At 58.2% G+C, this 20,980-nt stretch carries 13 protein-coding genes and 2 tRNA genes; 7 read left to right on the forward strand and 8 right to left on the reverse strand.

From position 1 onward, the window contains the following. Window positions 1–73: 73 nt before the first annotated feature. The 4 genes from PSH79_RS02655 to PSH79_RS02670 form a co-directional block, all read right to left on the reverse strand. Entirely contained in the window at window positions 74–1,639 is a 1,566-nt protein-coding gene (locus PSH79_RS02655) for an iron ABC transporter permease (protein ID WP_305441114.1), read from the reverse strand. Then, window positions 1,639–2,649, reverse strand: coding sequence for an extracellular solute-binding protein (locus PSH79_RS02660; RefSeq protein ID WP_305441116.1), 1,011 nt, complete (start codon window positions 2,647–2,649; stop codon window positions 1,639–1,641). Before PSH79_RS02660 ends, PSH79_RS02655 begins: the two co-directional genes overlap by 1 nt. A gap of 220 nt (window positions 2,650–2,869) precedes the next feature. After that, window positions 2,870–2,956, reverse strand: a tRNA-Leu gene (locus PSH79_RS02665). A gap of 180 nt (window positions 2,957–3,136) precedes the next feature. Continuing rightward, window positions 3,137–3,223, reverse strand: a tRNA-Leu gene (locus PSH79_RS02670). Window positions 3,224–3,448: 225 nt separating this feature from the next. Between PSH79_RS02670 and rnr the strand changes: the two genes are divergently transcribed. From rnr to dnaB, 7 genes are all read left to right on the forward strand, one after another. Next, window positions 3,449–6,079 (forward strand): ribonuclease R, encoded by a 2,631-nt coding sequence (gene rnr, locus PSH79_RS02675; protein WP_305441118.1) that lies wholly within the window; start codon window positions 3,449–3,451, stop codon window positions 6,077–6,079. Beyond that, window positions 6,076–6,840: a 23S rRNA (guanosine(2251)-2'-O)-methyltransferase RlmB gene (rlmB, locus tag PSH79_RS02680; protein WP_150602625.1), complete on the forward strand. Its 765-nt coding sequence runs from the start codon at window positions 6,076–6,078 to the stop codon at window positions 6,838–6,840. Before rnr ends, rlmB begins: the two co-directional genes overlap by 4 nt. A 294-nt stretch (window positions 6,841–7,134) precedes the next feature. Further along, window positions 7,135–7,557: a 30S ribosomal protein S6 gene (gene rpsF / locus PSH79_RS02685; RefSeq protein WP_095187325.1), complete on the forward strand. Its 423-nt coding sequence runs from the start codon at window positions 7,135–7,137 to the stop codon at window positions 7,555–7,557. Between the two features lie 28 nt (window positions 7,558–7,585). Continuing rightward, window positions 7,586–7,816, forward strand: a complete 231-nt coding sequence (gene rpsR / locus PSH79_RS02690; protein WP_002551829.1) for a 30S ribosomal protein S18 — start codon at window positions 7,586–7,588, stop codon at window positions 7,814–7,816. 36 nt (window positions 7,817–7,852) lie between these two features. Then, complete coding sequence (locus PSH79_RS02695) at window positions 7,853–8,746, forward strand: hypothetical protein (protein ID WP_305441120.1); 894 nt, start codon at window positions 7,853–7,855, stop codon at window positions 8,744–8,746. Between the two features lie 19 nt (window positions 8,747–8,765). Further along, window positions 8,766–9,212 carry a 50S ribosomal protein L9 gene (gene rplI, locus PSH79_RS02700; RefSeq protein ID WP_003221136.1) on the forward strand — a complete coding sequence of 149 codons (447 nt, stop codon included), beginning with the start codon at window positions 8,766–8,768 and terminating at the stop codon, window positions 9,210–9,212. A 121-nt stretch (window positions 9,213–9,333) separates the two neighbouring features. Further along, window positions 9,334–10,731, forward strand: a complete 1,398-nt coding sequence (dnaB, locus tag PSH79_RS02705) for a replicative DNA helicase (RefSeq protein ID WP_305441122.1) — start codon at window positions 9,334–9,336, stop codon at window positions 10,729–10,731. A 43-nt stretch (window positions 10,732–10,774) separates the two neighbouring features. On the opposite strand, the gene PSH79_RS02710 is transcribed toward dnaB, so the two are convergent. The 4 genes from PSH79_RS02710 to PSH79_RS02725 all read right to left on the reverse strand — a co-directional run bounded on the left by PSH79_RS02710 (window position 10,775) and on the right by PSH79_RS02725 (window position 20,839). After that, entirely contained in the window at window positions 10,775–15,457 is a 4,683-nt protein-coding gene (locus PSH79_RS02710; protein WP_305441123.1) for an NEL-type E3 ubiquitin ligase domain-containing protein, read from the reverse strand. A 133-nt stretch (window positions 15,458–15,590) separates the two neighbouring features. Further along, window positions 15,591–18,200, reverse strand: coding sequence for a hypothetical protein (locus PSH79_RS02715; protein WP_305441124.1), 2,610 nt, complete (start codon window positions 18,198–18,200; stop codon window positions 15,591–15,593). Between the two features lie 89 nt (window positions 18,201–18,289). After that, on the reverse strand, window positions 18,290–18,469 hold the full coding sequence (locus PSH79_RS02720) for a hypothetical protein (RefSeq protein WP_305441125.1): 180 nt from the start codon (window positions 18,467–18,469) through the stop codon (window positions 18,290–18,292). Window positions 18,470–18,544: 75 nt separating this feature from the next. Further along, the gene (locus PSH79_RS02725; protein ID WP_305441126.1) at window positions 18,545–20,839 is read right to left on the reverse strand and encodes a hypothetical protein; all 2,295 of its coding nucleotides are present in this window, start codon (window positions 20,837–20,839) and stop codon (window positions 18,545–18,547) included. Window positions 20,840–20,980 lie beyond the last annotated feature (141 nt).

A 20,980-nucleotide genomic window follows, 5' to 3' on the forward strand; every position in this document is an offset into this window, starting at 1 on the left:
GTCTGCGACAGCTTCTACCCAGGAATTTGCGTTTTCCAGTAGGAGTTGCCGCAGGCTGCGATCTTTTGCTTTGTCAGCGACTCAAATACATCCGCGTCGTCAGCAGATACACAGGCAGCCCCGACACCAATATCAACAACGCCGCATAAGGTGCCGCCGCCGCAAACTCGACATTCGCGGTGTGCGCCCAGACCTCGGTCGCCAAGGTGTTCAGCCCAGTCGGACTGAGCAACAGAGTCGCCGTCAGTTCCTTCATTGCATCCAGAAACACCAGCGCAAAGGCTGCGCCGAGAGCCGGGAAGATGATCGGCAAAGTCACTCGGCAAAATGCCGTGAACGACGATGCCCCCAGCGTTCGCGCAGCCTCTTCCAATTGCGGTGCCGCCTTGTTCAGCGCCGTGCGAATCGGCGCCTGAGCCAACGGCAGAAACAACAGCGCATACGCGATCAGCAGCAGCCCGGACGTCTGATACAGCACCGGCACGTAATGCAGCGCGAAATACACCAGCGTCAGCGCAATCACCAGCCCCGGCAGCGCATGCAGCAGATAGGGCAGGCGCTCGGCCCAGATCGCCAGTTGGCCTTTGTAGCGCACCACCAGCAGTCCGACCGGTACCGCCAGCAGCAGGCACAGCGCTGCGCCACCCAGCGAGAGAGCCAGCGACGACAGCAGGGCTTCGGTAATCGCCGCGACCGGAAACGCTGCCGATGAGCCCACCGCCAGCCAGTACGCCAGCATGCCCAGCGGAATCCCGCTGCCAATGATTGCCAGCATCAGGCAGTACAACTGTCCAATGAAGGCCCACGGCCCGAGTCGCACCTGTTCAGCCTGACGCGCCGCACCTTGCCCGGTGCGCACATGTCGGCCCTTGCCGCGTACACGCAATTCCAGCCACAGCAGCACCAGACACAGCGCCAGCAACACCGCAGAGAGCATCGCCGCGTTGGCGTTACTGAATTCCAGTTCGAACTGCTGATAGATCGCAGTGGTGAAGGTTTGCAGGCCGATAATCGACAGTGCGCCGAATTCGACCAGCATGTGCAGGGCGATCAGCAGCGATCCGGCAAGCAGTGACGGCCAGAGCAGCGGTAGCGTGACGTGAAAGAACACGCCCCAGCGGTTCTGGCCAAGGGTGCGCGCGGATTCTTCAAGTGAGGGGTCGAGATTGCGCAGGGTCGCTGCGACGGGCAAAAAGATCAGCGGGTACTTTGACAGGCTCATCACCAGAATCGCCCCGCCGAGGCCTTCGAACTGAGCGCTCAACGACACCCAGGTGAAGCTGCTGACAAACGCTGGCACCGCGAACGGCAGGCACAAAATCACGCCCCACAGGCGTCGGCCGGGCAAATTGCTGCGCTCAAGCAACCACGCCAGCGACAGCCCGATCACGCCGCAGGTGATGGTCACGCCGACCATCAGCGCCAACGTATTGCGCAACAGACCGAATACATAGGGGCGCCACAACAAGTGCAGCGCCTCCGCCCATCCGGCCTGCCAGGCTTTCAGCCCGACATAGGCCAGCGGCAACAGGCTCATGACCACCAACATTAAAACCGGCAGCACCAGCCAGATCGACGGCCGCTTGCGTCGTGGTACGTAACCCCCGCGCGCAGCGGGGGCGGATAACGATGCGGCCATCAGTTCAAGCCAACTTCGCGTTCCAGCTCCAGCGCTTCTTCAGCATTGCCCAGATCGGCTGGAGTAACGTTCGGCGCCTCCAGCTCGCTGAACGGCTTGAGGCCGCGATCCGATTCCATGCCATTGTGCAGCGGGTATTCGGCAGTGGTCTGGGTGATCACGCGCTGACCTTCTTCGCTGGCCATGTAGGCGAGGAATTGCTGGGCCTCTTTTGGATGCTTGCTGGATTTCAGCACGGCTGCGCTGGAAACGGTGATCAAGCCACCGACGTCGCCACCGGTGAAGTAATGCAGTTTGGAATCCAGTTTGCCTTTCTCGCGTTGCAGGGCGAACCAGTAGTAGTTGTTCACCAGCACCGTGGCGACTTCGCCGTTTTCCACGGCCTTGAGCGCGACCATGTTGTTGCTGTAGGTCTTGCCGAACGCGCGCAGGCCGGTCAGCCATTCTTCGGCAGCGTCGCGACCGTGCATTTTGATGATCGCTACGGCCTGCTCCTGGAAGGCGCCGCTGGTTGGCACGAAGCCGACCTTGCCTTGCCATTTCGGGTCGGAGAACTCCATCACCGATTTCGGCAGGTCTTTTTCATCGACCAGTTTCGGGTTGAAGGCTACGACGCGAACGCGAGCGGTGACGCCGATCCAGGTGCCATTGCCTGCCACGTATTTTTTGGGCAGAACCGCCAGGGTGGCGTCGTCGGTTTTGGCCAGCAGGCCTTGCTCGCCAAGATTGTTCAGTGGTGGGGATTCTTCGGTGTAGATCACGTCGGCGGGAGAGCGGTCGCCTTCTTCGATGATCTGGCTGGCGAGCTGGTTGCTGCTGCCCTTGCGAACATTGACGTGAATGCCGGTCTTGGCTTCAAAGGCTTTGGCGATCGCGTCGCCGACTTCCTTATGCTGGCCGTTGTAGAGAGTCAGGGAAACCGCATCGGCAGCCTGGGCGAGGGGAGTGGCGAGTGCCAGGCCGAGAAGGGTGAAGGTAAAGCCTCGGCGCAGGGTATTTCGAAACGTCATTCGCAGGGTTCCTCACTGTCGCATTGCAAAAACTTGCAACAATGATAAACGATATTGTTTCTCAAGTGCGCCTTGCGGGGTGAGGCTGGGTCTGGTACGGCGTATTGTGCCTTCGGCAGCTCCTGCGGGGGGAGGCGTGGTGTTTTCAGGAGGGCAGAAACGCAAAAACCCGCTTTCGCGGGTTTTTGTGAAATCCAAGGCCGTAACCTTGCATTTGAATTGGTGCCCAGAAGAAGACTCGAACTTCCACGACCGTAAGGTCACCAGCACCTGAAGCTGGCGTGTCTACCAATTTCACCATCTGGGCAATCATCGCTAGCGTTACCGCTGTTGATGTGGCGCACTATACGGAGCGCTTTTTGATCTGTAAACCCCTGATTTAATTTTAATAAATCGGTTTTAACAAATGCGTTCCTTAGAATGCAAAAAACCCGCTTTCGCGGGTTTTGTGTGAGTCTTGAAGCTGATCTAGTCTCAAACTCGAAATTGGTGCCCAGAAGAAGACTCGAACTTCCACGACCGTAAGGTCACCAGCACCTGAAGCTGGCGTGTCTACCAATTTCACCATCTGGGCAGTATCGGCAGCGCTAGTGCGTCGTCGATGGCGCGCACTATACGGAGCGTCTTTTTAACTGTAAACCCCTGCTTCAATTTTTTTTGATTTTTTTTACCAGCGGTGTTCAAAACGCCTGCAAAGCGTCGATACAGGGCTTTAGATGAGCCTTTATAGTCTGAAATTTCCCGTTTGATGGCGCCTATGCCAAACTAACCCGCATATAGACAAGGTGAAAACTCTCTAATGGCCGATTGGCAGTCCCTCGATCCCGAGGCCGCTCGTGAAGCGGAAAAATATGAAAACCCTATTCCTAGCCGCGAACTGATCCTGGCGCATCTCGCCGATCGGGGTTCGCCTGCTGCCCGCGAGCAACTGGTCGAAGAGTTTGGTCTGACCACAGAAGACCAGATCGAAGCCCTGCGCCGCCGCTTGCGCGCCATGGAGCGCGACGCTCAACTGATCTACACCCGTCGGGGCACGTATGCGCCAGTGGATAAGCTCGATCTGATCCTCGGCCGCATCAGCGGTCACCGTGACGGTTTCGGCTTCCTGGTGCCGGACGACGGCAGCGATGACCTGTTCATGAGCCCGGCGCAAATGCGTCTGGTGTTCGACGGTGACCGCGCGCTTGCCCGTGTTTCCGGTCTCGACCGTCGCGGTCGTCGCGAAGGCGTGATCGTTGAAGTGGTGTCCCGCGCTCACGAAAGCATCGTCGGTCGCTACTTTGAAGAAGGCGGTATCGGCTTCGTTGTTGCTGACAATCCGAAGATCCAGCAAGAAGTGCTGGTGACTCCGGGCCGCAACGCGAACGCGCAGATCGGTCAGTTCGTCGAGGTGAAAATCACCCACTGGCCGACGCCGCGTTTCCAGCCGCAAGGCGATGTGGTCGAAGTGGTCGGCAACTACATGGCCCCGGGCATGGAAATCGATGTTGCCCTGCGCACCTACGACATTCCGCACGTCTGGCCTGAAGCCGTTCTGAAAGAAGCGGCCAAGCTCAAGCCGGAAGTCGAAGAAAAAGACAAAGAGAAGCGCGTCGACCTGCGTCATCTGCCGTTCGTCACCATCGACGGCGAAGATGCCCGCGACTTCGACGATGCGGTCTATTGCGAAGCTAAACCGGGCAAGCTGCGCCTGTTCTCCGGCGGCTGGAAGTTGTACGTGGCGATTGCCGACGTTTCCAGCTACGTGAAGATCGGCTCGGCGCTGGATAACGAAGCCCAGGTGCGCGGCAACTCGGTGTACTTCCCCGAGCGCGTAGTGCCGATGCTGCCTGAGCAGCTGTCCAACGGCTTGTGCTCTCTGAATCCGCAGGTCGATCGTCTGGCCATGGTTTGCGAGATGACCATCTCCAAGTCCGGCGAAATGACCGACTACTGCTTCTATGAAGCGGTGATCCACTCCCACGCTCGTCTGACCTACAACAAGGTCAGCGCGATGCTGGAAACGCCGAAAGCGACCGAAGCGCGCAAACTGCGTGGCGAATACACCGACGTCGTGCCACACCTTAAACAGCTTTATGCGCTGTACAAGGTGTTGCTGGCAGCCCGTCACGTGCGTGGCGCGATCGATTTCGAAACGCAGGAAACCCGGATCATCTTCGGTTCCGAGCGCAAGATTGCCGAAATCCGCCCGACCATCCGTAACGATGCGCACAAGCTGATCGAGGAATGCATGCTGGCGGCCAACGTGGCTACCGCCGAATTCCTCAAGAAGCACGAAATACCTGCCCTGTACCGCGTTCACGCTGGTCCGCCGCCGGAACGTCTGGAAAAACTGCGCGCCTTCCTTGGCGAGCTAGGCCTGTCCCTGCACAAAGGCAAGGACGGTCCGTCGCCGAAGGACTATCAGGCACTGCTGGCGAGTATCAAGGATCGTCCGGACTTCCATCTGATCCAGACCGTGATGCTGCGTTCGTTGAGTCAGGCGGTGTACAGCGCTGAAAACGATGGCCACTTCGGTCTGAATTACGAAGCCTATACTCACTTCACCTCGCCGATCCGTCGTTACCCGGACTTGCTCACACACCGCGCGATCCGCAGTGTGATCCATTCGAAACAGGACACCCCGCACGTTCGCCGTGCCGGTGCGATGACCATTCCGAAGGCGCGCATCTATCCGTACGACGAAGCGGCGCTGGAGCAGCTCGGCGAGCAGTGCTCGATGAGCGAGCGCCGTGCCGACGAGGCCACTCGCGACGTAGTGAACTGGCTCAAGTGCGAGTTCATGAAGGATCGCGTGGGCGAATCGTTCCCGGGTGTGATCACTGCGGTGACCGGTTTCGGACTGTTTGTCGAACTGACCGATATCTACGTCGAAGGCCTGGTGCACGTCACCGCGCTGCCGGGCGACTACTACCACTTCGATCCGGTGCATCACCGCCTCGCGGGTGAGCGCACCGGTCGTAGCTTCCGTCTCGGCGACACCGTTGAAGTGCGTGTCATGCGCGTCGACCTCGACGAGCGCAAGATCGACTTCGAGATGGCGGAAAAAACCATCAGCGCGCCGATAGGTCGCAAAAAACGTGGAGCCGAAACCGCTGCTCCAGCCTCCAAGGCTTCGGAAGAAAAGGCTCCGGCGAAAACCGCCAGCCGTCGTCCGGCCAAGGAAAAAGCTGCAGAAGCCTATCGCCCAAGCGATGCCGTGGCGAAAAACGCCGAGCTGCGCAAAAGCCGTGAAATGAAGAAAGCGCTGCTTTCCGATGCCAAAAACGGTGGTAAAGCGGCGTCCGGGGGAAAGACCGGACGGTCGGCGCCTGAAAAGGCGACCGGCGGCAAGCCAGCCAAACCGAGCAAACACCGTAAAGGCCCGCCAAAAGCGGGTTCTGCTCCAGCCAAAAGTGGCGGGGCACGTAAACCGAAGGCGAAGTCATGAGTCAGTTGGAAAAAATCTACGGCGTTCACGCGGTAGAAGCGTTGCTGCGTCACCACCCTAAGCGCGTCAAACAGATCTGGCTGGCCGAAAGCCGAAACGATCCGCGCGTGCAGACCCTGATCGAACTGGCCAACGAGAATCGTGTTCAGGTCGGTCAGGCAGAGCGTCGTGAAATGGACGCCTGGGTTGAGGGCGTGCATCAGGGCGTGGTCGCGGACGTGAGTCCGAGCCAGGTCTGGGGCGAGGCGATGCTCGACGAGCTGCTCGATCGTACCGACGGCGCGCCGCTGCTGCTGGTACTCGACGGCGTGACCGATCCGCACAACCTCGGCGCTTGCCTGCGTTCGGCGGATGCTGCCGGTGCGCTGGCGGTGATCGTGCCGAAAGACAAGTCGGCGACCCTGACACCCGTGGTCCGTAAAGTGGCTTGCGGCGCGGCGGAAGTGATTCCGTTGGTGGCAGTGACCAACCTTGCGCGCACCCTGGAAAAACTCCAGCAGCGCGGTCTGTGGGTTGTCGGCACGGCGGGCGAGGCCGAGGTCAGCATTTATGACCAGGACCTGACCGGCCCGACCATCCTGATCATGGGGGCTGAAGGCAAAGGCATGCGTCGCCTGACTCGCGAGCATTGCGACTATCTGGTGAACCTGCCGATGGCCGGTAGCGTCAGCAGCCTGAACGTTTCGGTAGCAACCGGCGTGTGCCTGTTCGAAGCCCAGCGCCAGCGCGGTGCAAAAGCCAAGGCTGCTGCCAAGAAATAAGCCTGTTCAGGACCTGTAGGAGCTGTCGAGTGAGACGAGGCTGCGATCTTTTGATCTTGTTTTGAAAAAATCAAAGTCAAAAGATCGCCGCCTTCGGCAGCTCCTGCAGGTGTCTGTCGGTGATTGTTCAAATATTCACCAATTGCCTTGCACCTCTTCAGTCCCTTCTCTACAATTGCGCCCCTTGCTGTGACGGCAGGCACGCATGTGCCCCGCGCCGGCAAGTCCATAAGTGTCATTCACTCCTTGTCTGACCGTTTTTGAGCGGCAGGCTACAACCCGTAAGGAGCATTCATGCGTCATTACGAAATCATCTTTCTGGTCCACCCTGACCAGAGCGAGCAAGTCGGCGGCATGGTAGAGCGTTACACCAAGCTGATCGAAGAAGACGGCGGCAAAATCCACCGTCTGGAAGATTGGGGCCGTCGTCAACTGGCCTACGCAATCAACAATGTTCACAAGGCTCACTACGTGATGCTGAACGTTGAGTGCACTGGCAAGGCCCTGGCCGAGCTGGAAGACAACTTCCGCTACAACGATGCAGTGATCCGTAACCTGGTCATCCGTCGCGAAGAAGCCGTTACCGGCCAATCCGAGATGCTCAAGGCTGAAGAAAACCGCAGTGAGCGCCGTGAGCGTCGCGACCGTCCTGAGCACGAAGGCGCTGAAGGCGCTGATAGTGATGACAGCGACAACAGCGATAACGCTGACGAGTAATCCACGGACCTTTTAAGGAGCCTATCAAATGGCACGTTTCTTCCGTCGTCGTAAATTCTGCCGCTTCACCGCTGAAGACGTGAAAGAGATCGATTACAAAGATCTCAACACTCTGAAAGCCTACGTATCCGAGACCGGCAAAATCGTTCCAAGCCGCATCACCGGTACCAAAGCTCGTTATCAGCGTCAGCTGGCCACCGCTATCAAGCGCGCCCGCTTCCTGGCCCTGCTGGCCTACACCGACAGCCACGGCCGCTGAGACCGGGCAGTCGACAAGTAGCAAAGGATTGAATGCATGCGTGCCTTAGCTGAGTTCATCATGCGAGGCCGTATGCAGGCCACTCTCGTGGTGGCCGGATGTGCAACATTGCCGTTGTTGTATTGGTTGGGTGCTGCCGCCGGGAGCCTTGTGCTTCTGCGGCGCGGATTGACGGACGCCCTTGGCGTTCTGTCCCTGGGGCTGCTGCCGGCATTGATCTGGTGGCTGTATGCCGATGATCCACGGGCACTTCTGGTGCTGCTGGGATCTTCGGGACTTGCGTTGGTTTTGCGCGCAAGTGAATCCTGGGTTCGCACGCTGCTGGTCAGCGTAGTGATTGGAGTGGTGTTTTCGGTGGTGCTCGGGGCAGCGTTTGCGGCCCAGATCGAGATGCTCGCGCAGGCCTTGATAAAGGTCATGCCAGCGCTTCTCGGTGAGACCTACAAGCAATTGTCGGTCGATGAGCAAGCGCGTTTCGCGTCCCTGATAGCACCAGTCCTGACCGGACTGATTGCGGCTTTGTTGCAGATCGTCAGCGTGCTGAGCCTGATTGTCGGGCGGCATTGGCAGGCGTTGTTGTACAACCCGGGTGGTTTTGGTCGCGAGTTTCGCGCCATCCGGATCCCGCTGGGGCCGGCGATGTTACTGCTGGCGTTGATGCTTCTGGGCCCGAATCTCGGTGCACAGATGGCCATTTTGACGCCGTTGTGCAGTGTACCGCTGGTGTTCGCCGGACTTGCCCTGATTCACGGGCTGGTCGGGCAGAAGCGACTGGCCGGTTTCTGGCTGGTGGGGTTGTACGTCACGCTGCTTCTGTTCATGCAGCTGATCTATCCGTTGCTCGTGGTTCTGGCCATTGTCGACAGCCTGATTGATTTTCGCGGTCGTCACGTGTCGAAAGACGCCGACAGCGCGAACGGTGAAGGTTAAAAGTTAAGAGGATTTCCACATGCAACTGATCCTTCTGGAAAAAATCGCCAATCTGGGCAACCTGGGCGACAAAGTAAACGTTAAGGCCGGTTACGGCCGTAACTACCTGCTGCCTTTCGGCAAAGCTACCGCTGCGACCGCTGCCAACCTGGCTGCGTTCGAAGAGCGTCGTGCTGAGCTGGAAAAAGCCGCTGCAGACCGTAAAGCATCGGCTGAAAGCCGTGCTGCCCAACTGGCCGAGCTGGAAGTGACCATCACTGCCACCGCTGGCGACGAAGGCAAGCTGTTCGGTTCGATCGGTACTCACGACATCGCTGACGCACTGACCGCCTCCGGCGTTGAAGTGCAGAAGAGCGAAGTTCGTCTGCCGAACGGCACCATCCGCAACGTAGGCGAATTCGACGTAGCCGTGCACCTGCACGCCGAAGTTGAAGCCACCGTACGCGTTGTCGTGGTAGCAGCTTAAGCAACACCTGATCGGCTGGCGGCTTGCCCGTCAGACGGTTAACATCGGGCACGATCCTGTTTACAGGTCGTGCCCTTTGTCTTTCTGGTACTCCCGTTTTCAACCCTGACTCCAAGTGGCCATGAACGAAATCTCCGCTCCTGAGCAATACGATCTGCAAACCGCCGCCCTGAAGGTGCCGCCGCATTCCATCGAAGCCGAACAGGCTGTACTCGGTGGTCTGATGCTGGACAACAACGCCTGGGAACGCGTGCTTGATCAAGTCTCCGACGGCGACTTCTATCGTCATGACCACCGCCTGATTTTCCGTGCGATCGCCAAACTGGCCGATCAGAACATGCCGATCGACGTCGTGACCCTGTCCGAACAACTGGACAAGGAAGGTCAGACGTCCCAGGTCGGCGGCCTGGGATACCTCGGCGAACTGGCGAAAAACACGCCGTCCGTCGCCAACATCAAGGCCTATGCGCAGATCGTCCGCGAGCGGGCAACCCTGCGCCAACTGATCGGCATCAGCACCGAAATCGCCGACAGCGCTTTTAACCCCGAAGGCCGCACTGCCGCCGAGATCCTCGACGAAGCCGAACGCCAGATCTTCCAGATCGCCGAGGCCCGGCCTAAAACCGGTGGTCCGGTCGGCGTCAATGATTTGCTTACCAAAGCCATCGACCGCATCGACACCCTGTTCAACACCGACAACGCCATTACCGGCTTGTCCACGGGTTATACCGACCTCGACGAGAAAACCAGCGGCTTGCAACCGTCCGACTTGATCATCGTGGCCGGTCGTCCGTCGATGGGTAAAACCACCTTCGCGATGAACCTGGTGGAAAACGCCGTGTTGCGGAGCGAAAAAGCAGTACTGGTGTACTCCCTCGAGATGCCAGGTGAATCGCTGATCATGCGTATGCTGTCCTCGCTGGGCCGCATCGACCAGACCAAGGTGCGTTCCGGCCAACTGGAAGATGACGACTGGCCGCGTCTGACCTCGGCGGTCAACCTGCTCAACGACCGCAAGCTGTTCATCGATGACACCGCCGGTATCAGCCCGTCGGAAATGCGTGCGCGTACTCGACGTCTGGTGCGTGAGCACGGTGATGTCGGCCTGATCATGATCGACTACCTGCAACTGATGCAGATACCCGGTTCGAGCGGTGATAACCGGACCAACGAAATTTCCGAGATCTCGCGATCCCTGAAAGCCCTCGCCAAAGAATTCAACTGCCCGGTGGTTGCCCTGTCGCAGCTCAACCGTTCCCTGGAACAACGCCCGAACAAGCGCCCGGTGAACTCCGACTTGCGGGAATCCGGAGCGATCGAGCAGGACGCCGACGTCATCATGTTCGTGTACCGGGACGAGGTGTACCACCCGGAAACCGAACACAAAGGCATCGCCGAAATCATCATCGGCAAACAGCGAAACGGCCCGATCGGCTTTATTCGCCTGGCCTTCATCGGCAAATACACCCGCTTCGAAAACCTCGCGCCGGGCAGCTACAACTTCGACGACGACGAATAACCGTTGGCCGAAATCATTCGGCCAACAGTCGACGTTTACGGTGTTAATCGTTTCCGCCCGCGGCTTCGTCGCCGGTGTGGCGGGCCGCATACTCGCGCAGTTCCTGACGGGACAACGTCTCGATCAACGCCGCCTCTTCGATTGCAACCGATGCCTGCAGCGATTTGGATTGCGCGTCGTAATCGTCAAACGGCAAAACCCTGGCTGCGTGCGCGCTGTCGAGTTCTACCTGCCGAATCTGAAACGGCTGGCGCTGCGCTTCGAATTGCGACTGGTACTTGTGAGTTACAAATTCCTGCCAGAACTCCCTCGACACCAGCGCCTCAAACTCCTCAGGTGAATTGTCCAGTGCGATGACTTTTTCGTACGCGGCATCCAGTTGCGCTTTGGTCACCTTGACCAAGTGACCAAATCCCATTCGCTCAGGCTGACCCGGCAGTTGCAGTCGGTCTTTCAGGCCGTGGCGATAGAACAGCCGAATCTCGACTTCCTCAGAAACATGAGGCGCTGTGGCTTCGGCCCCCTGCGCGCGCCTCGCTTCGACGATTCTTGCCTCACGCTGCGCAATGTCCGCCGAGGCGATCTTGTCGACCTCATGCAAGCGGAACAGCGCTTTGGAAAGCGCAGACAGTTGCGGACCCTGTGCCTGATCCCGGGCCTGGGCAAGCGCGTTGTGCATCATTGTCCTGGTCTCCAGGTTGGCAAAGGTAAAGGCCGCTCGATCACAGCAGGCAGCGTCGCCCGCCCGATCAAACAGCTCCCTGCGCAGGGCTTCGGACTCCGGGGTGTTTTCGGTAATGCTGTCGATCAGCTTCCAGACCCTTCGCTGCAATTCACTGTGACCGGCGGGATCTTGCAGCAAGCGTTCAAGGGTATTGAACAGACCGTCCGAGCCTTGCTGGTCGCGCAGTATTTGCCACTGGATTGCCTTGGCGGACACCTCATCTGCAGATAGCCCAACCGTCCAGCGCGCCATTGGATCATTCGCCGCTGCCCGGGTGACCGTTGGCACGTGGCCGCGCGCGGTATCGATCAAATTGAGCCGGCCTGTCAGGGCGGTACCCGCGGCCACCAGGCGCGCGTTGTAGCTGTCCAATAACGCAAGACTCTCCAGGGATAGCGGATTTCCTCGGATATTGGTCACGTTGTTCACGCGTACCGAGTCCAGCAGCCTTTCGTCCAGTGGCGCGACGACAGATTCGGGCAACTGAGAAATCCTGTTGCCGCTCAGATTGATGGTGTCCAGTAAGGGTTGATCACTCAGGCCGGTGGGGAAGGTATCGATGCCGGTGTTCGCCAGGTTGATCGAGCGTATGTCGGTGATCCGGCTGAAGTCCGGGCTGATGCGCAGTTGCGGGTTTTCATGCAGCAACAGTGCCCGCAGTGTCGTGCGCTCTGATACGACACGAGCCGTATCGGCGGTCAGGGAAATCTGATTGTTTTGCAGATACAAACGGGTCAGTCCGCTCATTTCGCCGATGGCAGGGGGTAGCTCGCGCAGTTGATTGTGCGATATATCCAGCCAGCGCACGTGGCGAAAGCGGGTCAGAAAGCCTTCCGGTGACGTGCTCAGACTCATGTTGCTGAGTGTCAGCGAGCCGACGTGACTGAAGTCCACGTCAATGTCAGGCAGGCTCGGCAATATCAGGCCACTGAGACTGAGTTCCAGGCCGATAGGTGTTCCGTCATTGGCCAGTCTCTGCGGTGTTTCGCGTCTCCAGCAACTGATGATCCGATTGCTCGCCGCGGTTCGGTCGTCACGGTTGGCTGCGTTAACCACAAACTGGTGTGCGCGAACATAGCCACCACGATTGCCTCCCCCGGAAAAGACCCAGGCGTCCAGTTGGCTTTTCAGCACGCTGAACTCCTCCTCGAGGTGGGCCAGCCTCGTGCTTGCGGTGCCTTTCTCAAGGCCCCAGATATAGTCTCTGCATTCCTTGATGCTTTTGGCCGGGAACAACTGCCGATAACGCTGCGCCCTGGAGCCGTCGCTATCAAAGGCTGCAGGATGCGCCGCACTCATCAGTTCGGGGTGCTCGCGGTTCAGGCGCCGCCAGTAGCCGTCGAATTTACGCCAGTAGCCGGACGGGAAGTCATTACCCTCAAGCAGTGTGACGCCGTTGATGCGGGCCACTGATGCCAATAGCTCCGGAGCCGGCTCGATGAAGGACTGCGGCACCTCCTTCAACTGGTTGTGACTGAGGTTCAGGCCGGTCAATGCGGTTTTCCCCTCCAGCCCTGACGGCCACTGGGTGATCCCGGTGTGACTGAGGTCCAGCGAACTCAACTCCGACATGCCACTGAAGTCAGGCGTGATCTTGAGTGGGTTGTGCGAGAGATCGACGATCTTCAATTGGCTCTGACTGGCCAGCCTTGCAGCGCTTTGCTGATCCAGTTCAATGTCGTTCGAACTCAGCGATATCTTGGTCAGCTTGTTCATGCTCCCCACCCTGTCGGGTAGCTTCGCGATTGTGGAGTGCTGAATGGTCAGGCTTTGCAGTTCGGGGAAATTGGCGAGAAAGGTATCGGCAGTGGCCGACCACTCGACCCTCCCCAGCGTCAGATTGCGCACGTGACTGAAGTCTGCGGTCAGGGCAGGTAAAGGCCGCTTCTTGTTGCGCTGCATCGGGGAGTCCCCCAAATCGACAACCAACGTTGTTTGCTCTTTGTCCAACCAGCATTTTTTGATTGCAGTCGCCGCCTCCCGGGCCAATGAGTGCTCGCGGCGACTCAGCACCTTATCGACTGACGACTGATAGGCCTCAAGCTGCGTTTCGAGCCGATCAAACTCTGCCACGCGGCTGGCCAATACAGTCTCCATGTCATCGCCCATTTCCATGAGGTATTTCTTCGCCGCGGCGACATCCTTATTCGGGTACAGGCGCTGAACCGTGGCGATCTCGGGAACATCAGCACCCAGCTGAAATGCGCCAGGCAGGGCGCCGGCGGCCAGCTCGGGGCGGTTCTGCCCGACACGTTGCCAGAACTGATCAAATTTCATCCAGTACCCGACCGGAAACGGATTGCCGTCCACTAGCGTGTGACGGTTGATTCGAGCAATGACTTCAAGCTGGTCGTCTGGCGGGTTGAGAAAATCTGGCGGCACCTCACGGAGCTTATTGTTGCTCAAGTCGACAACGTCCAGAGCAGTCAACCCGTTTAGCCCGGCAGGCCATTGTTCAATGCCCGTATTGCTGACATTCAGCTCCTTGAGCTTGGGCATGCCGGCGAAATCGGGCAGCGTGCCTAAGGGGTTTTCGCTTAAGGCAATCGTCTCCAAATGAACCAGAGCACTCAGTTTGCCGGCACTGGCCGCGTCAAGCTTGAGCTTGTTCGACCGCAGATTCAGCGCGGTCAAGCTGTGCATCTCGCCGATAGCTGCAGGCAGTTTTTCTATCCCGGCACGGGTAATCGTCAGGTTTCGCAAACCCGCAAACCCGCTCAGAAATGTCTCGGCGCTCGCCGACCACGCGACCGAATCCAACTCCAGCAAACGGACATGGCTGAAATCCGCACTCAGCGCCGGCAGCGCCGCACCCGCGAGTGGCAACCTCAACTGAGCGTCGGTCTCGTGTCTCCAGCAACGCCTGATGGCCTTGGCGACTGATTTTGCCCAGTCATTGCCGGCGCCTTGCTGCGAAGGGTCAGACAGGTGCGGGTTTGCATCGGTCCATTTCAGTAAATCGCTCTTCAGAATTTTGTACTCGGCTTCCTTGCGGGTTAGTGCGCCTGTGATGTCGTCCCCCAACGACTGGAGGTAGGTAGCCACTTGAGGGTCTTTGAAAGACGGAAACAGTTTTCGAACCCGCGACTCAGGCCGCTTCGGACGGTTGACGAAGGCGATAAAGCGATCGATCAGATTCTGGCGAACGGGACTTTCCTGATCACCGCGGCGCATGCCTCCCGGTCCCGCCGTATTCACGCCGACCCAGCCATCGCGCGGATCCAGCACGACGGTTTCTGAGCGGCCCGGACGCGTGCCGACATAAACATTGCCGTCATCGCGGGCCACCGGATCTTCTGCTCGGACGATGCGCATCACCGGCACTTGCGGCGACGACGCATCCAGGTCACGTAGAGCCTGATAGGTCTGGTCGTGGATGACCACATAGAGTTTGCCGTCGTGTCGAACCAGACCGTCGCTGTCGGGCTCGGCGTTGGCGAAATCCAGATTCGTGCGAAAGGCTTCCAGGCGCGAGTCGGACAACGGAAAGATGACCGACTCCAGATCATTGCGCTCATGCCAGAGGTTGCTGTCGGGATCACGCACGAGCACCGGTCCCGACGGGGTCAACTCGCTTTGCAGTCTGGCCCGATACAGACCGGTCTGCGGATCGATGCCGACTTGCACCGTGCCGCCTTCGGGCACGTCTGCATAGTGGCGGCCCTTGAATAGCCTCAGGCCCTGCGCGCCGGCATCTGGCAGACGAGTGTTGGCGGTAATCCAGTAATGTTCCAGGGGGTGTTGCACAGGTGTCGGGGGCGACTTCGTTGCTGCGGGTATCTCGCGAGTCAAGACCGACGGTGCTGCAAGAATGGCGTCGAGATCGGCGTCGACAGCGGTTCTGCCGGTTCCTGAAAGCGTGCGCGTCGGCGTTACAGTGTGCGAGCCGAAGTCGACTCGTGGCAGGGTGTCGGGTGACAGCGACTGTGCATCGCCGGAGGGTGTGACGCGTGTGTGGACATCGACGGTGGCGGTGCCTCGCATTGGCGTTTTTGTGGCCATTTGGGTTCTTCCTTGAATAGCACTGCACCGGCGTCAGTAATTAACTTGCCGAGCAGCATTGGGCGTCGTTGCCTGAATTGTCTTGATGTGGCGAACAGCCCAGTGCTCGCATATGGGCTGTTGTTTCGCAGGTTCACGCCACCAGACTGAATATTTTTGCAGCTGTTTTGCGATCAAAAGATTCACGCCAGATGGCGACGTGAGGCAGTCCGGCTTGTGCATCCCGGCGCTGGGCCTCAATGCCCCGTCCACCCTGTTCGAGGGTTTTGAGATGAGCTCCCCCGACGTTCTTGAAGTTCAGCGCGGTGCTGTCTCGCCGGTCATATTTGAAGTGGGCTTCCCATAACGCCGCATCACCGGAACGGTCGTTGATCTGGTAAACGTCCAGGTAGTATTTTTCATTGCCCTTGCCGAGCAGCTTGCGCTCAACGGTTCTGGTCACCGTGAGTTCGCTGTGATCGAGCAGGTAATTGAGCCGCAAGATGTCCAGTACGTCCGGATTCTTGTACATCCGCAGCAGAACGTTTTTGCCTACTGCGTTCAATGACTCGCCAGCGGATTGCAAGCGTGCAATCAGTTCGAGGGTCTCGGTATCCTCGGCAGCGGTTTCGTGATTTTTCAACAGCCTTGCCTGGTCGTGCAGCAGATCGGCTTGCTTGTCCAGAAACTCGAGTATTTCCGTTGGGTTGGTCTTTTGCGCTTCCTTGACCTTTGCTTCGGCAAGCCGTGCTCCAACCCCGGCGAGTAACTGGTTGGCGTCGTCGATGAGTTGTGACCTCGGTATGCCAGAAACGAGCGGGCGAACGGGCCGCCACGCGCCTTGCCTTTTCTCATAGTGCTGGGGGGCAGCGTTGGGACTGAAAAGGTCGGCAACCTTAAGCGTGACATTGCCATCCGGCGCGATTTCCTTCTCCCCCATCAAAATCCGATCAGTACCGTGTTGACGGGTCCGGAACATTTTCTTCGGGGCGGGGGGCAGTTCTGCATCCGCATTGACGGGCTGCTGTGGCACAAAATCGAAATCAATATCCTGATCGAGATTGGGCAATTCGGTGTCATGGCCGAAGGTGTCGTAGATGTCGCTCAGTTTTTTGTCGATTCTCTTCTCGAATGGATCGACCAGAGCGATGATTTCCTTGATGTACTCCGCCTTGTCGGGAGACGCGGTGTTCAACTGCGACTCGAACCGACCTTTCTCGTCGCGTATCTGATCGACGGCCAATAACAACGCTATCGGATTATCTTGTATGCGGTCATTTTTAAAATTTTCGATAAACATTTGGATAGCCCGCATCGACTGCATGCCTGTTTCTGGCGGACTCTCGGGGTTGTCAGATAGCAGGCGCAAAAAAAGCGCCAGCTTGTTGTAGTTGATCTGATCGGCTCCGGGAACATTTCGGCTGATTTCAGTCAGTTCAAATGCGTCACCGGGGGATGCTTTTTTTATCTGTTCGATCACTGCCTGTCGGTCGTCGAGCAGCTTGAGCTTCTTGTTCAGGTGGGCAATGGTTTTCTTGCAGTTCTCAACGGTATTCCCCGTTACCGTAGGCATGACCCTGAAGTCCATGATCGCCATGACCTTATTGAAATAATCCACCCTTTCCATCTGGAAGGTGTGGAGTTCTTCCTTGTATCGCCCGCCGGCTTTCAAGTGGATCAGCCAGTCCTTGTTGTCGATGAGCGACTGGACAAAGTCAGTCTGCATTTTGATGTGCTTGAGTGCATGCACTTCAATCTTGATCAGCGCCACGGTCTTCTGCGCACTGCCTTCTGGCTGGAGTCTGGTTTCATTCCAGAGGGCGGCATACTGGTTGTTTGACTGGTTCAGGAGCGCGTGAGCATTCGCTATGGGCTCATATCTTTGCAGCAGTAGCGCTTTGGTGACTTGCGCCGATTCGTTGCGCCGCATGCCTCCCGCGAGACCGACGACGATCGCTACCCAGTTGTTTCTCTCGTCTCGCGCAATGGCGAGGGTTTCGCCGCTGCGGCTGGTGCGCAAGATGTTCATGCTGTCGGTGGCAACGGGATCCTTGGGGTTTACGATGCGCCAAACCTTGTGTGCCGGGCTTGAGGCATCAAGGTCATGCATCACCTGATAGGCATGGTTACCGATGACTACATAGCGCTTGCCATCATGAGCAAACACACCGTCGCTGCCAGGTTCGACTGCGCCGAAATCCAGATCCGTGCGAAAGATCTTCAGGCGGCTGTCGGTCAACGGACGGGTGACCGGCTGGAAGTGTTCCAGCGTGTGCCAAAAACCGCTGTCGGTATCGCGCAGCAGCACTGGCCCTGTGGCGTTCAGTTCGCTCGGTAGCCTGGCCCGATGCAACCCGCTATCCGGATCCGTCTCGATCAGCGCAACGCCACCACCCGCCAGTTCAACGTATCGGCGTCCCTTGTGTGTCCGGAAACCATCGGCGTCAACGTCGGGCAACGTCGCAGGCATAGCGAGGCGAAAATATTCCAGCGGCAGGTTGGTCGGCGTCGGTAACTCAACGGTTGTCGTGGTCTGGATAGTCTCGCGAATCGTCAGTTTTGGCGCTGGCAGGATTGCATCGAGATCGACGTCGTCGGTTGTTCTGCCCGGTCGGCGCGTATGTCCATCCGAGTGGGAAATTGGCGCGTCAATGTCGACACGCGATGAGCTATCGCGAAACGACGTGTCGACGTCCGGCGTTCGATTCGGGTGAGTATGGACGTCAACTGTGACGGTGCTTCGGGTCGGTGGTTTTACGGGCATTCTGTCTCTTCCTTGAGTCATGCTGTATCAGTTCAGTTGTTTTTCTTGGGCCAAAGCCAGGCGCGGGCCTGATCGCATTCAGGCCGGCCTCATCGATGCGTGTGTCGGGCCGCAATGGATGTTGTATCGGTATCGCCGTTGCAGATTGCAGATTGCGGATCGACGGACGTCAACGTGTCACGTCGCGCTGCCGGCCCGACCGCTGGAACGCCGGGACGGGTGTGGATATCGACAGCGAGGGTGCCTTTGAAAGGCAGTTTCGGTGACATGGTTTCATCCTTGAAGGTGTGTCATTTCGGCAGCCGTCAACCCTGGCTGAGGGAGCCGAACGGGTTGCGCGAGCGTTATCGCGGCGTGTCTGTGAGTGCATCGCGCTCAAGCGTTTTGGCCGCAAGATCGAATATTTTCTGTGCGGTTTTGCCGTCGATGGTTGCTCGCCAGATCGGCACGTGCTCCCGTCCGGCCTGTGCATCCCGACGCTGGGACGTAATGCCCAGCGAGCTTTGCTCAACGGTCTTGAGGTGACCGCCTTTCACCATGAAATTCAGCGCAGCGCTGTCCTTTTTTTCGTATTTGAAATGGACGTGCCACAGAGGCTCGGTGGTGTGTTTGTCATTCAGCGAATAGATATCGAGAAAGTATTTATCCTGGCCCTTGCCTCGTTCCAGCCGCGTCTGGTTCACCTTGCTGACACTCAGGTGTCCCTGACTGAGTAGATAGGCCACACGGTCGACGCTTAAAAAAGAGGTGTCTTTGTAGAGTGCGATGCGAATCTTTTCGCCTTCGTTGCGCAGGCGCCCGCTGTCGTGCTCGAGGCGCTGGACGAGCGGGGCGATATCGATGGTGGCCGGATTCGGTGCCCGTTCGATCTGTTGACGAAGCTCATCGAGGTCTTCGGCCTTGCCCTGCAGAAACTCGACTATGTTGGTGGCGTTGCGTTTTGCTGTCTCGTCTTGCCGAGCCTTGTTCAGATGTGAATCCGACAGTTCCAGAAGTCGTTGGGCCTGGACGGTCAGCGTCGACAGCTGTTTTTCCTGTATCTCAACCTTTCGGTGCCATTCACCTTCCCGGCGCTCATAGGTTTGCAAGACTTCTGTGGGGTTGTGCGGGTCCATGACATCAATCACCTCTTCGCCGTGGGCGGTGCGACGAGACTGTCCGGTCCGGATCTTGTAAACGCCATGATGTTTGCTGCGGAACATCTTTCGCGATGGCTGTGCAGACTGGGTCGTGACCTGCGCCGGAATGAAGTCGAAGTCAATCGGCTGATCCTGTGAAGGAAGGGATAACGTTCGCTCCAGATCCTGGTGATAAAGCTCGATGCGCTGTTCGAGGGTATTTTCGAAAGCCTCAATGGCGTCGGTTATTTCTCGTCGGGAGGTGTCCGGGACGGAGGCCGATGGCAACGGCATCTCTTCGTACGATGCCCTGATGGCTGCGCATTGGTCGATCAGGCAGCTCAATACGGGAATGCGCGCACCCTCCGGGATACTTTCGATATTGCCGAAGGTGCGCGTTGTTTCTGAAAACGCACGCGACAACACGATGAATTGCGCGGCGTCGGGTACCGGTTCGCTGGCCAGCAAGTAGCTTTTGGCGTAAATCCAGTTGGCAGTGTCTGTATGGATTTTTACCGGGTCGTAGCCCAGTTCGACCAGTTCGACTTTCAAGTGGGGCGATCGGCTGAGTATGTCGTCGACAATGAGTTGGCACTTTCGCAGGTTCGCCAATTTGCCTTTCAAATACCCGGCCATCGAGCGATGAGCTTCCAGGGGGCGGCCAAGGAAGGAAGATATGTCGATAGATTTACGCAGATCACCGGCCTCCAGAACATCGATATAGACTTCGACCTGCCGTTTCTGAACGCCTACCAGCTCTGTTTCGTATGAGAAGCGCCCTTTGTACAAGAGGAGTGACGCCTGGTTCGTGACGTAGAAGTTCACGGCCTTTTCCAGGGTCGCCAGTTGCTTTTGACTCTGGATTTCGAATCTGACCAAGGCGTTTTTTTCACCTTCCTGCCCTGCCAATGCATGCCAGGCGCTCCGTTGTTCGTTAGTCAGCTTCACCGCCTCTGTAATCGAAACGATATGGGTGTCCATCTCCTGATTGATCGCCTCGATTGTACGCAGTGGCAGTGAGCCTGGTGATTCCTCAAGCGGATGCCACAGCTTGCTGTCGTGGTCGCGCACCAGCACTGGGCCCAATAGCCGTTCGCTCATCGATTTTGCCCGATACAGGCCCATTGTCGGATCGATCACCACCTGCACACGGTGGCCGCCTGGCACATCGACGTAGCGGCGTGCGCGCAGGCTTCTGAAGCCCAGCGCATCGACATCGGGAAGGCTGACTTCGACAGGTATCCAATAGTGCTCCAGAGACCGCTGCCCAGACGAGGACGCTCCGCCGGAGGCCGACGGTATCGAGTGAGTCGTGGCCGGAGGGGGTGTGACGCCCTCGTGGGGAGGCTCACTTTGGGTTCTGCTCGATCCCGGAGCATCTTGTCTCGTCGGGGTGCTCGATGGGCCGGCATCCACGCGCGGGGGCATCGCGGGTTGCTGCGTATCGGAATCCGCTGATGGCGCGTGGCGTGTATGAGCACCGCGGGTGACAGAGCCTTTGGCAGGTAATTTTGGTGACATTTCTTCATCCTTGAAGGGGTGTCACATCAGCTATCGCAAACGGCAGGCTGATGGGAATTTGGATTGAGGTGCCGGTTTTTGCATCTATGGGGGTGTTAACAGCGCCCGAATGCGCTGCGTGGTGCCGAGGCCGGGGGGGTG

The sequence above is a fragment of the Pseudomonas sp. FP2196 genome (assembly GCF_030687715.1).
In the GTDB taxonomy this organism is placed as follows: Bacteria; Pseudomonadota; Gammaproteobacteria; order Pseudomonadales; family Pseudomonadaceae; genus Aquipseudomonas.